Here is a 14,132-nt window from a genome sequence, read left to right as displayed (position 1 = left end):
GCTAGGCCTCGGCCGGATCGGAACAGGCAGCAATGGCGGCAAGTTCGCCCGTAGGTCGACCCTCCGATTTTGGGGGCACTGCGGGACAATCGGTTTTGCCGCGAGGTGCGGTAGTTTCGCGTCCGTGAGGACATTGAATAGCAGTGTGCAATGGAAGCGCGGGATCAGTGGCCTGGTGTTGGCCGGTGCTGTCGTCGCGGGTGTGCTGTCGGGGCCGGTGGCCACGGCGTCGGCCGACAGCGGGCAGGTTGTCAGCAGTGAGATCGGTGCGTCGCCGGTCGCGAATGACGGTTGCACCTTCTCGTCGGTCGGTGGTTCGTGCAGCGATCCGGGTCCGGTGGGCGGAGCATTGATCGCCTTCAAGAATTGGCTGAGGAGCATGGGATACGGGACGGGGAGTTCGTCGGGGACCGCCTACTTCTTCTGACGGCGCCACCGCACCAACGTAATTCGCCCGGTGATTCGTCACCGGGCGAATTACGTTCTGGTGGTACAGCTGTCAGTTCGCGGCCGGGAAGTTCGCTTCGACCCATTCGGCGAACGTCGGGCCCGCCAGCTCGGCGTGTGCGCCGGGCAGCAGGCCACCGTTTTCGAACAGGGCGCGGTCCGGGTTGGCCGGGTCGCTCGACTCTTCGATCCGCGCGGGGTGGCCGACGCGGGCCGCGAGTGTCGCGGCGGCCCCCGCCATTGTCTCCGGCTGCGGGCCCGCGACCTCGGGGAATGGTCCGTCGGTGGACTCCGGCGCGGGATCGACCGCCAACGCGACCAGTGCTTCCGCGACCGTGCGGGCGGCGACCAGCTGAGTGCGCATGTTCGGCAGGTACGCGACCTCGCCCTGGGTTCCCCATTGGGTCATGACCTCGACGAGCTCATGGAACTGCGCGGCACGCAGGATCTGCACCGGCAGTGGACCTTCCAGCAGCGCCACCTCGTGGGCGAGCTTCGCGGCGTTGTAGCCCGCGACGGAACCGTCGATGCCGATGATGGACACCACGACGAGCCGCTCGACGCCTGCCTTCTGCCCCGCCTCGTGCAGATTCTTCGCGGCGGAACGGAAGAACTCCGTCGCGACGTCCTTGTCAGCGGAAGGTGTGCTCGACGCGTCGATCACAACCTCGACCCCTTCGAGCGCCTCGACCAGCCCGACGCCGCTTTCGATATCGACGCCGTTCGCCCGGGAGAAAGCCACCGCGTCATGCCCCTGCTCGGTCAGCACATCGACAACATGACGACCGAGCCGACCGGTCGCTCCGACAACAGCAATCTTCTTGGAAGCCGACATGGTCCCTACTCCTTCGTCCTTATCCCGGAACGTTTGTTCCTGGTTCGTCAAGAAGACGACACACCTCCGGCGAGTGTGACATCACCACAAGACACCAGTTCAGCTTGCCGACGACCAGCACGAGCCGAACACCCCGGATGTCGCCTCTGGTGATTCGCCACGCCCATCGCAGACCGACCTACGACGCGAGCGGAGTCGAGCTGCCGGAAGCGCGGCAGCACCGTCACGGTTTCCGGTTACCGGCCAGCGATTACCGGTACCGGGCCGCCGGCCGCCGAATGTGTCATGCTGTCGAATGATTCCGAAAGCCCTTCGTGGGCCACGGACTCCAGCGATGATTGGCCTGTGCGTGACGACGCCAGTCGGACCGCAACCATCATCAGGTCACGTGCCAACACAAGACACTCAGGGAAATCGTGAGAACAATTCCGAGACTCGCCGTAACCGTTGTCGGCGCACTGGTCGCAATCGCACTCACCATTGGATTCGCCGCCACCGCGTCGGCTGAACCAGCGGAATCAGCCGATCCGATCGCCGCCACCGCGCCGGCCCAACGAGTGGAATCACCCGGCTCGATCGTTGCCGCATCCGCATCCGAACCGACCCCGCACGCGACCGACATCGGACAGTGCCTGCCGCCAGGTGACACCATCGAGCTCAGAACGGCGCTCGGCGTGGTGCTCGGCACCATCATCGGTGGAATCGTTGGCCTGCCCGTCTTCGTCTTCGGCGCGATCCCCGGAGCGGTCATCGGCGGAATCCTCGGCTATTTCATCGGTTCCACGTCTTACGCGATCGATTCCGGACACCTCAAGCAACAAGGACTCTGCTAGTACTTCGGCCGTAAACGGGGCATCACCTGGTTGAACATGCTCAGATCGCGGCGAGCACCGCGCCTTCCTATTTGGGGTAGCTCTTCTGGCGTGAGGGTTGATCAGGCGGCGAGTTGGTGGGCTGCCCCTTCGATGGACTCCGGTGGCATGCGGGACACGACTGTGCGGAGCAGCATCCCGACGGACAGCACCAGATCGGCGAGGGCGGCCAGGTAAGCCTGGTGCATCACAGTGCCCGGCATCGGGATGGTGAAGTGCAGCACCAGCATTGCGCTGCTCATCGCCGCGGTCATGGCCCACGCCCCGGGGGATGGCCGGGTCCACAGGTCCCAGGCACACCATAGGCAGCCCAGCGACATCAACGCCGGCAGGACAATCACCCACACTGTGGTGCAATGGGTTCCGTCGCAGGCGGCATGCAGAGTCGCCGAGAGCAGCGACAGAGCCGCTCCGGCCCGGCCCACTCGGGACCGGCCCGGAACCGACGGGTGGACCATCACTGCGCCGGGTGTGCGCAGCAGTCGTGCGGTGCTTCCTTCTGCTGACGGCCGGCTTCGCCCCTGTCTATGGCGGCGGCGACCCTGCCCTGCCATTCCGAGCCGGTTTCGTCGACGGCGGCGGCGTACTCGTCGTTCCAGTTCCACCACGCGTAAGGCGGTGTCTGGGGGTAGCCCTCGGGCGAATCCTCCCAGTTCTCCTGACGTCCGAGGGCCGTCATATCCAGGTAGCTCCAGGTGTTTCCGAAGTACTCGTCGCCACGCCTGTTGATGAAATACGTGCGGTACACCTGGTCGCCTTCGCGGATGAAGGCGTTGGTGCCGTGCCATTCGTCGACGCCGAAGTCCACGTCGAACTCGTCGGTGATGGTGTACCAGGGGATCTGTGACCAGCCCATCCGGGCCTTCACCTTCTCGATCTCGGGTTGCGGTGCGTGCGAGGCGAATGCGAGCGTGGTGTCGCGGGCGTTCAGGTGCGCGAGATTGCCGACGTGGTCGGCGATCATGGAGCAGCCGCGGCAGGCGTGATCGGGCCAGCCGACCACGCCGGGCTCGAAGAATGCGCGGTAGACGATCAGCTGGCGGCGGCCCTGGAACAGGTCGAGCAGACTCGCCGGGCCGTCGGGTCCGTCGAACACGTACTGCTTGTCGACGGCCAGCCACGGCATGCGGCGGCGTTGGGCGCCCAGCGCGTCGTGGGCGCGCATCACCTCCTTCTCTTTCACCAGCAGCTCCAGACGCGCTGCCTCCCACTCGTTCTGCGAAACAATCGACGGTGTCTTCATAGCGGTATTCCTGTTCGGTTTCGGATTGATCAGTCTCGATCGAGGATGTTCTTCAACGCGTCGAGCGGGCCGTCCCAGTCCCGCGCCAGCGCAGCGAGGAATTGTTGCGCCATTTGCATCGGCGCGGAACATAATCGGTAACGCACCCGGCGGCGCTCCCCCGGCTCCGCGGTCACCAAACCGGCCTCGGACAGCAACGTCAGATGTTTGGCGATCGCCTGCCGGGTGATCGGCAGCCGAGCCGCCAGGTCGGTCGCCGTGGCGGGCCCGGCGGACGCCAGCGCGGCGAGGATCGCGCGCCGGCTGGGGTCCGCTAGGGCCACGAAGACCTGCTCGGCGATCGCCTCCTGGTCAGGCCGCATCGAGGTAGACGGCCAGCTCACCGAGCTCGTTCTGCCAGCCGCGGGTGTTGCCCTCGAACGCCGCCTTGTAGGCGTCCTCCGCGAGCTGAGCGAAACCGGTCTCGACCACGGTCAGTCGAGTACCCGCGGCCACCGGCTCGAGCGTGAACTCCACATAGGTGCGACGCGGATCCTCCTCGGGAAGCCCGAAGATATGCCAGGTGAACCCGAATACGTGCGGCTCCTCCACCCGCTCCACCCGCATGTCCGCGCGGTGTCCCCCCTCGTTCCAGTGCATCCACGCCTTACCGCCCGGGCGCAGCTCGATGTCGGCCTCATTGCCGAACCACGTGCCCAACCCCTCGGCCGTGGTCAGCGCCGCCCACACCTTCACCGGCGGGTGCGCCAGCTCGATCGTCCGCTCGATGCGATCGGGAAACCCCATAGCCACCTCCGTTGATAGCAACTCAATGGTTGCAATAATATTGCAACCATTGAGTTGCGTCAACCTCGGTCTGGGCCTGCCATCGGCCGAGGGCTTCGGCCGACACCTTCGCGTACTTGGTCAGGCTGCGTACCGAGGCGTGCCCGGACAACGCCACAGCATCGGTGTGGACGTGCCCTGTTCGGCAGGGTGGGTGAGCCGGGAGTGGCGTGACTGGTGCAGCGTGAACGGGCCCCGCGTCATCTGCGCGGTGCGCTCCTCGAGCAAGGTCGCGCACGGCGATAGGACAGCCGGGCGCGTCCGGTGCCCGGATCGACATCATCAAGGGCCACAGACGGTTTGGCCTTACGGTCGGTCAAGAACAAGGGCCCGGACCTGCGCCCGGCGATCAGCCGACCTGCTCAGCGCCGGATCGGGCGGTTCCTCGACCCCCGAGCTTGCCCCAGCGGCAAGAGGATCATGGGACCTGCCGCCGCCGACGGTGATCCGAGGTTCGCACTCCATGAATCAACGCGGGGCGCTCAGGGCAGTGTGCAGGGTCGACGCCCACTGCTGAACGATCAGCTTGCGGCGGGCCGAGTCGTCGGTGAGGACGTCGGCGAGGCCGAGTCCGCGGGCCATGTCCAGGGTCGCCTGGACCAGATGGTGGGTGACGGGATCGGTGTCGTCGACACCGAGTGCTTCTACCGCGCGGCGGTGCGAGATTCGACCGAACTTGGCTTCCAGCGGGACAATTCGTTCGCGAAGGGCCGGGTCCGCGGCCGCGTGCGTCCATACCTGGAGGGCCGCCTTGAACAGCGGACTGGTGTAGGACTCGACCAGGCCCGCGACAACGGCCTCGGTCCGTTCGACTCCGTCCGCCAAGGCCGCCACCGCCGCGGTCTCGTCCTTGGCCTGCTGGTTTCGGCCGTCGAACATGTACTCGAGCGCGGCGGTGATCAGCTCTTCCCTGGTCGGAAAATGATGCTGCGCCGCGCCGCGCGATACCCCGGCCCGTTCGGCGACCACGGAAACGGTGGCGGCGGCCCAGCCTGTTTCGGCAAGGCAATCGATGGTCGCCTCCAGCAGCCGCTGCCGGGTGGCCCGGCTGCGGTCCTGCTTGGGTTCGTGCGGTGTCGCCATGGGGCTATTGTGCCCAGCTCGGTGCGCGACGCTGCAAGAAGGCCGTCATGCCCTCGTACACCTCGGGGGTGCCGAAGAAGCTCGCCGAGCGGGCGGCGAGTTCCTCCGCCGAGCTGTCGAACCCCGCCAGAATGGCCGCGTTCACCAGTCTCTTGGCCTCGGCGAGGCCCTGCGGGGAGCCCTTGCGCAGCTCCGCGCACAGCCGCGCCACCTCGCTCACCGGATCTTCCGCGTTGACGGTGACCAAGCCGATCTGCTCGGCGACATCGGCACCGAACTTCTCGCCGGTCAGGTAGTAGCGGCTTGCCGCGCGCGGGCTCAGTCGCGGCAACAGGGTCAGCGAGATCATGAACGGCGCGAGCCCGATTCGCACCTCGGTGAGCGCGAAGCTGCTGGCCGGTCCTGCCACGACGATGTCGCAGGCGGCGACGATGCCCATGCCGCCCGCGCGCACATTGCCCTCGATCTGCGCGATCACCGGTTTCGGCGTCTCGACGAGCCCGCGCAGAACATCGATCATCACGCGGGTGCGCTCGTCCGCGGCCACCGCGGGGTCGGCGTTGCTCGCCTCGGTGAGGTCGGCGCCCGCGCAGAAAGTATTGCCGGTGTGCGCGAGCACGATGCCGCGTACCGCGGGGTCGGCCGCGGCATCGTTGAGGCCACGCAGCAGCTCCGCGACGAGCCGCGAGGACAGCGCGTTGCGGTTGTGCGGCGAGTCGAGAGTGAGCGTCGCGAAGCCAGCGGCGACCTCATACCGGACGTACGGCGCTGTGGATGTCTCGGTCATCGAGCCTCCTTGTGCCACGGGTATCAGTACGACTTCGGAAGCCCCAGCGAGTGCTGGGCGACGAAGTTCAGGACCATTTCGCGACTGACCGGGGCAATGCGGCCGATGCGGGCGGCGGCGAGCATCGCGGCCAGGCCATATTCTTTGGTCAGGCCCGCACCACCGTGGGTCTGAATGGCTTGGTCGACAGCCTTGATACTCGCCTCCGCCGCAGCGTATTTCGCCATATTGGCGGCCTCGGCGGCACCCATTTCGTCGCCGGCGTCGTAGAGCGTCGCGGCCTTCTGCATCATCAGTCGTGCCAGCTCCACCTCGATCTTCACCTGCGCGAGTGGATGCGAAATGCCCTGGTGCGCACCGATAGGCGTCTTCCATACGGTGCGTTCCTTGGCGTATGTGACGGCGCTGTTGATCGCGTAGCGGCCGATGCCGACGGCCATCGCGGCACCCATGATGCGCTCCGGGTTGAGACCGGCGAACAGCTGCATCAGTGCGGCATCTTCCTTGCCGACCAAGGCATTCGACGGCAACCGGACGTCATCGAGGAAGAGCGTGAACTGGTGGTCCGGCTCGATGATGTCCATTTCTTGAGGCGTCTTGACGAACCCGGGAGCATCGGTCGGCACGATGAACAGCGCGGGCTTCAGCTTGCCGGTCTTGTGGTCCTCGGTGCGGGACACGATGAGCACGGCCTCGGCCTGGTCGACACCGGAGATGAAGATCTTGCGGCCGTTGAGGATCCAGTCGTCACCGTCGCGGCGCGCCGTGGTGGTGATCTGGTGCGAGTTCGACCCGGCGTCCGGCTCGGTGATACCGAAGACCATCTTGGCAGTGCCGTCGGCGAGCTTGGTGAGCCATTCCTGCTTCTGCTCATCGGTGCCGTATTTGCTGATGATGGTGCCGCAGATGGCCGGAGAGACCACCATGAGCAGCAGACCGGCGCCCTGTGTGGACAGCTCCTCCATCACAAGCGCCAGCTCGTACATGCCCGCGCCGCCGCCGCCGTATTCCTCCGGCAGGTTCACACCGAGGAAGCCGAGTTTGCCTGCTTCGTCCCAGAGTTCGGTGAGCGGCTCGTTATTGCGTGCCTTCGGCAGCACGTAGTCGCGGTAGCTGTACTTCGCGGCAAGCGCGGCGACGGCGGCCCGCAGCGCCTTCTGCTCTTCGGTCTCGATAAAACTCATCGGTTCTCCTGCGTTTCGTTGTCTTCTACCGGGTCGACGACGGCGAGAATCGCGCCGACGACGACCTGCTGACCGACTATGACGTTGAGGGCGCTGAGTACGCCGTCGGCGGGAGCGGCGATGGTGTGCTCCATCTTCATCGCCTCCAGCCAAAGGATCGGCTGGCCCTGTTCGACCCTGGCGCCGACCTCGGCGCCGAGCCGAATCACGCTGCCCGGCATGGGCGCCAACAATGAACCGGTGGCCACCTGGTCGGCCGGGTCACTGAAGCGCGGCAGCCTGCGCACGGCGACAGGTCCGAGTGGCGAGTCCACACAGACCAGATCGTCGTAGCGGGCGATTTCGAAATGCCTTCGGACCGCGCCACGTTCGCCGGGCACAGCCAACACGACCCGATCGGGGGCCGACTCGACCAGGACCAAGCCGTCGTGCCCGTCGACCGTCACGCCGCTGCGGCTCGATCGGTACGCGATATCGTGCGTGCCCGATGTCCGGCTCTCGTACGACTTGTGCTGTGCCTCCGAGGGCAGATTCCGCCAGCCCGCCGGCAGACCGCCACCGACGCGAGCCGACTTCCGATTCGCCGCCGCGTCCGCGAGTGCGGCCGCGACGATCGAGAGCGTCTCATCGGCCTCGGACACCAAAGACGCTGACAGCGCGTCCAATCCGTTGGTGGTGAAGAACGCGGTGTCGGTGTCACCCGCGAGGAAGGCGGGGTGCCGCAGCACTCGCACCAGAAGGTCCCTGTTGGTGACAAGGCCGTGAATCTTCGCGCGCTGCAAGGCGGTAGCCAGTAGACGGGCGGCCTCGGCGCGGGTCTCGGCGTAGGAGATGACCTTGGCCAGCATCGGGTCGTAGTGCACGCCGACTACCGAGCCGTCCACGACGCCGGTGTCCAGCCGCACACCCGGCTTGTCGAGCACGTCGAATTCGGTGAGCACCGACGGGATATCGATCCGGTGCACCGTTCCGCTCTGCGGCTGCCAGTCGTGCGCGGGATCCTCCGCATACAGCCGGACTTCTATCGAATGCCCGTGCAGCCCCGGCTCCGTCGGCGGCAGCGCGCCACCGTCCGCGACATCCAGTTGCAGCCGAACAAGATCCAGCCCGGTGGTGCATTCGGTGACCGGATGTTCCACTTGCAGGCGGGTATTCATCTCCAGGAAGAAGAACTCTCCCTGCTCGTCGGCAAGGAACTCCACGGTGCCCGCACCGGTGTAGGCGATCGCACCGGCGGCAAGTCGCGCCGCGTCGAACAGGCGCTCGCGCATGCCCTCGATGCGCTCGACCAACGGCGAAGGCGCTTCCTCGATCACCTTCTGGTGGCGGCGCTGAATGGAGCATTCCCGTTCGCCGACAGCCCAGATGGTGCCGTGGGTATCGGCCATGACCTGAACCTCGATGTGACGGCCGGTCTCCAGATAACGCTCGCAGAATACGGTCGGATCGCCGAAAGCCGATTCGGCTTCCCTTCGCGCGGCGGCGATCTGGGGTTCCAGTTCGCCGAGGCTACGCACCACACGCATGCCGCGACCGCCGCCACCCGCGGAGGCCTTGATCAGCACCGGCAGCTGTGCCTCGGTGACCTCGGCCGGATCGAGTTCGGCGAGCACGGGGACACCGGCGGCGTCCATCATCTTCTTGGAGGCGACCTTCGAGCCCATCTGCTCGATGGCCTCGACCGGCGGTCCGATCCACACCAGACCCGCGGCCAGCACCGCGCGCGCGAATTCGGCGTTCTCGGAGAGGAATCCGTAGCCGGGGTGGATGGCATCGGCACCGGTGGCCAACGCGGCCTCGATGATCAGCTCACTGCGCAGGTAGGTCTGCGCGGGGGTATTGCCCGGAAGACGCACCGCGGCATCGGCTTCGACGACGTGCGGTGCGGCGGCATCCGCGTCCGAGTAGACGGCTACGGTGCCGAGACCCATGCGTCGGCAGGTAGCGAAGACCCGACGGGCGATTTCGCCGCGATTGGCCACGAGGACAGTGGTTATCGGCCCGCCCGTCACCCGGCCACCACCCCTCACCGAATCGCTTCGCGATGCTGTCATGTTTGCCCTCACATTCGGAAGACGCCGAAGCCATCGGCGCCCTTGATCGGCGAATTGTGAATGGCCGACAAGGACATTCCCAAGACGGTGCGGGTATCGCGTGGGTCGATCACGCCGTCGTCGTAGAGCCGCCCGGACATGAACATGGCCAGCGACTCGGCCTCGATCTGGGCCTCGATCATGGCGCGCATACCGGCGTCGGCGTCCTCGTCGAACGGCAGGCCCCTCGACTCGGCGGCCGCGCGACCGACGATGGAGATGACACCTGCCAGCTGCGCACCACCCATGACGGCGGATTTCGCACTAGGCCAGGCGAAGACGAAGCGCGGGTCGTAAGCGCGTCCGCACATGCCGTAATGCCCTGCGCCGTAGGAGGAGCCGAGCAGTACCGAGATATGCGGCACCTTCGAATTGGAGACGGCGTTGATCATCATCGCGCCGTGCTTGATGATGCCCTTCTGCTCGTACTCCTTGCCGACCATGTACCCGGTCGTGTTGTGCAGGAACAGCAGTGGGATGTTCGACTTGTTCGCCAGCTGAATGAACTGGGTGGCTTTCTGCGACTCCTCGGAGAACAGGACGCCGCGGGCGTTGGCGAGGATCCCGATCGGATATCCGTGCAGCTCGGCCCATCCGGTCACCAGGCTGCCGCCGTAGAGCGGCTTGAACTCGTCGAAATCGGAGCCGTCGACGATGCGGGCGATCACCTCACGCGGATCGAACGGGATCTTCAGATCCGCGGGAACGATGCCGAGCAGATCGTCCTGGTCATACAGCGGCTCGATCACCTCGGCGCGCGGGGCGGGACCCTGCTTGCGCCAGTTGAGCCGCTTGACGATGGAGCGGCCGATGCGGATCGCGTCCTGCTCGTCGAGTGCGTAGTAGTCGGCGAGACCGGAGACGCGGGCGTGCATGTCCGCGCCGCCGAGGGATTCGTCGTCGGACTCCTCACCGGTGGCCATCTTGACCAGCGGCGGACCGCCGAGGAAGACCTTGGAGCGCTCCTTGATCATCACCACGTGGTCGGACATGCCTGGGATGTAGGCGCCGCCCGCTGTCGAGTTGCCGAAAACGAGTGCGATGGTCGGGATACCCGCCGCCGAGGCCTGGGTGAGGTCGCGGAACATCCGGCCGCCGGGCACGAACACCTCCTTCTGCGTCGGCAGATCCGCACCACCGGATTCGACGAGGGAGATGATCGGTAGCCGATTCTCCCGGACGATGTCGTTGATGCGCAGCGTCTTTCGCAACGTCCACGGGTTCGAGGTACCGCCGCGCACCGTCGGGTCCGGCGCGACGATCATGCATTCGACACCCTCGACAACGCCGATACCCGCGATAGTGCTCGCGCCGACATGGAATTCGCTGCCCCACCCGGCGAGGGCGCACAGTTCGAGAAACGGCGAATCCTCATCGACGAGCAGTTCGATGCGCTCGCGCGCGGTGAGCTTGCCGCGCTTGCGGTGCCTGGCCAGCTTCTCCGGTCCGCCGCCCGCGATCGCCTTGGCGAATTCGGCTTCCACCTCGACAAGCTTGGCGGTCATGGCCTCGGCGGCCGCCGTGTATTCCGGCGATCCGGTATCAAGAGTGGTGCGTAATGTCGTCAAGACTGGTACCCCAATCGTTTCGCCGCTAGGCCGGTCAGGATTTCGGTGGTGCCGCCGCCGATTCCGATGATTCGGATATCGCGGTACTGGCGCTCCACCTCGGATTCGCGCATATACCCGAGGCCACCGAACAGCTGCACGGCCTGGTTGGCCACCCATTCCGCCGCCTCGACGGCGGTGTTCTTGGCGAAGCACACCTCGGCGATGAGATCGGTTTCGCCATTCGCGCTGCGCTGGGCGACATCTCGGGTGTAGACCCTGGCCACATCGATGCGACGCGCCATTTCGGTCACCGTGTTCTGCACCGACTGCCTGCTGATCAGCGGACGGCCGAAGGTCTCTCGGTTGCGCACCCACTCCAGGGTCAGGTCGAGGCAGCGCTGTGCCTGCGAATAAGCCTGCACCGCGAGGCCGACGCGCTCGCTGACGAACGCGCCGGCGATCTGATAGAAGCCGGTGTTCTCCTGGCCGACCAGATTCCGCGCCGGGACACGGACATCCACGTAGGACAGTTCGGCGGTGTCGGAGGCCAGCCAGCCCATCTTCTCCAGCTTGCGGCTGACCGAGAAGCCGGGCGTGCCCTTCTCCACGACGAGCAGCGAAACCCCGCCGGCGCCAGGACCACCCGTGCGGACCGCGGTGACGACGAAGTCGGCGCGCACACCCGAGGTGATGTAGGTCTTGGCGCCGTTGACGATGTAGTGGTCACCATCGCGGCGCGCGGTGGTGGTGAGGTGGCCGACATCGGAGCCGCCGCCCGGCTCGGTAATGGCGAGCGAGCCGATCTTCGCACCGGCCAGCGTCGGGCGCGCGAAACGCTCGATCAGGTCTTCGTTGCCGGAGGCGATGATGTGCGGCACCGCGATACCGCAGGTGAACAGCGAGGCGAAAAGGCCGCCGGAACCGCCGGCCTGGTGCAGTTCCTCGCAGACGATCATCGCGTCGATGCCGTCGCCGCCGGAACCGCCCACCGCTTCGGGGAACTGGATACCGAGCAGGCCGAGCGCGCCGGCCTTCTTATGCAGTTCGCGCGGGATCTCACCGGCCCGCTCCCATTGGTCCATGAACGGCAGGACTTCACGGTCGGCGAAACCTCGTACTGTGGAGCGCAATTCGCGGCGCTCCTGGGTGTTCCACGGACTCGTCACGGCATTCATGGCAACAGCTCCGATGGGATGTCGATGTGACGCGAGCGCAGCCATTCGCCGAGCCCCTTGGCCTGCGGGTCGAAACGGGCCTGGTAGGCCACGCCCTTCCCGAGTAGGCCCTCGATGATGAAGTTCACCGCACGCAGATTCGGCAGCACATGCCGAGTGACGATCAGCGGCGCGGTCTCGGGGAGCAACTCTTTGATCCGATCGACCGTGAGAGTGTTGACCAGCCAACGCCATTGGTCGTCGGTGCGCACCCAGACGCCGATGTTCGCGTTGCCGCCCTTGTCGCCGCTGCGCGCCAGCACGATCGTGCCGAGCGGTGCCCGACGAGTCCCGCTGGTCGGCAATGGTTCCGGAAGTTCGGGTTCGGCGACATCGGCCAATTCCAGAGTTTCTGTCGCGGCCGCGATATCGACCCGGGTGCCCGCAGGCAGCACCGCCGCGTGCGGCACCTCGGTGGCGTCGACGAATCCCGGTGTGTACACGCCGTAGGGGGAACCGTTGCCGGGCAGGCTGGTGAAACTGGCGCCCGGATAACTCGCAAGGGCCAGTTCGACCGCGACATCGGCGAAGGAGCGACCGACCTTGTTGGGGTCGGGGTCGCGAACCACACAGCGCAGCAGCGCGCTGGCCCGCTCCTCGGTTTCGGCGTCCGGCCGGTCGAGGCGCGCGAGCGTCCAGCTCAGTTCCTCGGGCCGCACGGGCAGCCAGGACTCCAACTGACGTTGCGCCAGTTCGGCTTTCGCCTCGATATCCAATCCGGTGAGGATGAACTCCATCTCGTTGCGGAAGCCGCCGAGGGTGTTCAACGAGACCTTCAGCCGCGGCGGTGGCGCCTCGCCGGTCACGCCGCTGATCAGCACGCGGTCGGGGGCCTGCTGGGCGAGCTGGATGGTGTCGAGGCGCGCGGTGACATCCGGTCCCGCGTAGCGCGCGCCCTGGATCTCGTACATCAGCTGCGCCTCGACGGTGTCGACGGTGACCGCGCCGCCGGTGCCGTGATGCTTGGTGATGACACTGCCGCCGTCCCTGCGCACCTCGGCGATCGGGAAGCCGGGGCGGCCGAGGTCGCCCAATTCCTTGAAGAAGGCGAAGTTGCCGCCGGTGGCCTGGGTGCTGCATTCGATGACGTGCCCCGCGATGACCGCACCGGCCAGCGCGTCGTAATCCGTTCGCCCCCAACCGAAGTGAGCCGCTGCGGGGCCGACGACCACCGAGGCGTCGGTGACCCGCCCGGTGACCACGATGTCCGCACCCGCGTTCAGGCATTCGACGATGCCCCAAGCACCGAGGTAGGCGTTGGCCGTCAGGGGTGCGCCGAGGTCGAGTTCGGCTGCCCTGCCGAGCAAGTCGTCGCCTTCGACGTGGGCGATCTTGGCGTCGAGGCCCAGATCGGCGGCGATCTTGCGCAGCTTCTCGGCGAGACCCGCGGGATTGAGACCGCCCGCGTTCGTGACGATCTGGACGTTGCGCTCCAGCGCGAGCCCGAGGCAGTCCTCGATCTGGCGAACGAAAGTCTTGGCGTAGCCGAGGCTCGGATCCTTCATCCGGTCGCGGCCGAGAATCAGCATGGTCAGCTCGGCGAGATAGTCGCCGGTGAGCACGTCGAGCTGCCCGCCCTCGAGCATCTCGCGCATCGCACTGAGCCGATCGCCGTAGAAACCGGAACAGTTGCCGATCCGGATCACATCCGGATCGGCGGCCAGCATGGTCATCAGCTGGAGGCCCTCCTGTGCGGCGAACCGTCCCGGTGCCGCCGCGTTGCCGCACCAGTGAAGTTCGCGTACCGGAGACCAGCATCACATCCGATGAAGAAAAAAGCAAGCACGCGTGCTTGTTAATGACACATGCTTCGCTTTACCCCCACACGCTGGGAGTAAGCTCCCCGCGTGTCCTCCATCCTGCTCCTCGCCCTGGCCGGTTTTCTGCTCGGCGGGACCTACTCCACCTGGAAGACCCTCCGCCCCCTGTCGATCGCGCTAGCCGTATGCGCGGCCCTGGCAGTGGCAGGCGCAATCACCTGGTGGAACTAGCTCCCGGC

The 14,132-nt window shown here is 66.3% G+C and carries 15 protein-coding genes; 3 read left to right on the top strand and 12 right to left on the bottom strand.

What is annotated here, in order from left to right; all coding sequences use genetic code 11:
* Positions 1-124: 124 nt before the first annotated feature.
* On the top strand, positions 125-427 hold the full coding sequence (locus ACLMAJ_RS09085; protein ID WP_412013084.1) for a hypothetical protein: 303 nt from the start codon (positions 125-127) through the stop codon (positions 425-427).
* Positions 428-499: 72 nt separating this feature from the next.
* On the opposite strand, the gene ACLMAJ_RS09080 is transcribed toward ACLMAJ_RS09085, so the two are convergent.
* Entirely contained in the window at positions 500-1,282 is a 783-nt protein-coding gene (locus tag ACLMAJ_RS09080; protein ID WP_412013083.1) for an SDR family oxidoreductase, read from the bottom strand.
* A 416-nt stretch (positions 1,283-1,698) separates the two neighbouring features.
* Between ACLMAJ_RS09080 and ACLMAJ_RS09075 the strand changes: the two genes are divergently transcribed.
* Positions 1,699-2,115, top strand: coding sequence for a hypothetical protein (locus ACLMAJ_RS09075; protein ID WP_412013082.1), 417 nt, complete (start codon positions 1,699-1,701; stop codon positions 2,113-2,115).
* 101 nt (positions 2,116-2,216) lie between these two features.
* On the opposite strand, the gene ACLMAJ_RS09070 is transcribed toward ACLMAJ_RS09075, so the two are convergent.
* From ACLMAJ_RS09070 to ACLMAJ_RS09020, 11 genes are all read right to left on the bottom strand, one after another.
* On the bottom strand, positions 2,217-2,396 hold the full coding sequence (locus tag ACLMAJ_RS09070; protein WP_412013081.1) for a hypothetical protein: 180 nt from the start codon (positions 2,394-2,396) through the stop codon (positions 2,217-2,219).
* A gap of 215 nt (positions 2,397-2,611) precedes the next feature.
* Complete coding sequence (locus tag ACLMAJ_RS09065; RefSeq protein WP_412013080.1) at positions 2,612-3,397, bottom strand: DUF899 domain-containing protein; 786 nt, start codon at positions 3,395-3,397, stop codon at positions 2,612-2,614.
* 29 nt (positions 3,398-3,426) lie between these two features.
* Positions 3,427-3,759 (bottom strand): ArsR/SmtB family transcription factor, encoded by a 333-nt coding sequence (locus ACLMAJ_RS09060; RefSeq protein WP_412013079.1) that lies wholly within the window; start codon positions 3,757-3,759, stop codon positions 3,427-3,429.
* The gene (locus ACLMAJ_RS09055; RefSeq protein WP_412013078.1) at positions 3,749-4,183 is read right to left on the bottom strand and encodes an SRPBCC domain-containing protein; all 435 of its coding nucleotides are present in this window, start codon (positions 4,181-4,183) and stop codon (positions 3,749-3,751) included. The genes ACLMAJ_RS09060 and ACLMAJ_RS09055 overlap by 11 nt, the downstream gene beginning before the upstream one ends.
* Before the next feature lie 507 nt (positions 4,184-4,690).
* Positions 4,691-5,305, bottom strand: coding sequence for a TetR/AcrR family transcriptional regulator (locus ACLMAJ_RS09050; RefSeq protein ID WP_412013077.1), 615 nt, complete (start codon positions 5,303-5,305; stop codon positions 4,691-4,693).
* Positions 5,306-5,309: 4 nt separating this feature from the next.
* On the bottom strand, positions 5,310-6,092 hold the full coding sequence (locus ACLMAJ_RS09045; RefSeq protein WP_412013076.1) for an enoyl-CoA hydratase family protein: 783 nt from the start codon (positions 6,090-6,092) through the stop codon (positions 5,310-5,312).
* Positions 6,093-6,115: 23 nt separating this feature from the next.
* Entirely contained in the window at positions 6,116-7,276 is a 1,161-nt protein-coding gene (locus ACLMAJ_RS09040) for an acyl-CoA dehydrogenase family protein (protein WP_412013075.1), read from the bottom strand.
* Positions 7,273-9,330, bottom strand: a complete 2,058-nt coding sequence (locus ACLMAJ_RS09035) for an acetyl/propionyl/methylcrotonyl-CoA carboxylase subunit alpha (RefSeq protein WP_412013074.1) — start codon at positions 9,328-9,330, stop codon at positions 7,273-7,275. Before ACLMAJ_RS09035 ends, ACLMAJ_RS09040 begins: the two co-directional genes overlap by 4 nt.
* Before the next feature lie 8 nt (positions 9,331-9,338).
* Positions 9,339-10,937 (bottom strand): acyl-CoA carboxylase subunit beta, encoded by a 1,599-nt coding sequence (locus ACLMAJ_RS09030; protein WP_412013073.1) that lies wholly within the window; start codon positions 10,935-10,937, stop codon positions 9,339-9,341.
* Complete coding sequence (locus ACLMAJ_RS09025) at positions 10,934-12,094, bottom strand: acyl-CoA dehydrogenase family protein (RefSeq protein WP_412013072.1); 1,161 nt, start codon at positions 12,092-12,094, stop codon at positions 10,934-10,936. Before ACLMAJ_RS09025 ends, ACLMAJ_RS09030 begins: the two co-directional genes overlap by 4 nt.
* On the bottom strand, positions 12,091-13,806 hold the full coding sequence (locus ACLMAJ_RS09020) for an acyclic terpene utilization AtuA family protein (RefSeq protein WP_412013071.1): 1,716 nt from the start codon (positions 13,804-13,806) through the stop codon (positions 12,091-12,093). Before ACLMAJ_RS09020 ends, ACLMAJ_RS09025 begins: the two co-directional genes overlap by 4 nt.
* A 174-nt stretch (positions 13,807-13,980) precedes the next feature.
* Between ACLMAJ_RS09020 and ACLMAJ_RS09015 the strand changes: the two genes are divergently transcribed.
* Positions 13,981-14,124 carry a hypothetical protein gene (locus ACLMAJ_RS09015; protein WP_412013070.1) on the top strand — a complete coding sequence of 48 codons (144 nt, stop codon included), beginning with the start codon at positions 13,981-13,983 and terminating at the stop codon, positions 14,122-14,124.
* The last annotated feature ends 8 nt before the right edge of the window (positions 14,125-14,132 follow it).

This window comes from Nocardia arseniciresistens (genome assembly GCF_046764875.1).
Taxonomy (GTDB): domain Bacteria; phylum Actinomycetota; class Actinomycetes; order Mycobacteriales; family Mycobacteriaceae; genus Nocardia; species Nocardia arseniciresistens.
This window is presented reverse-complemented; position numbering and strand designations above follow the sequence as displayed.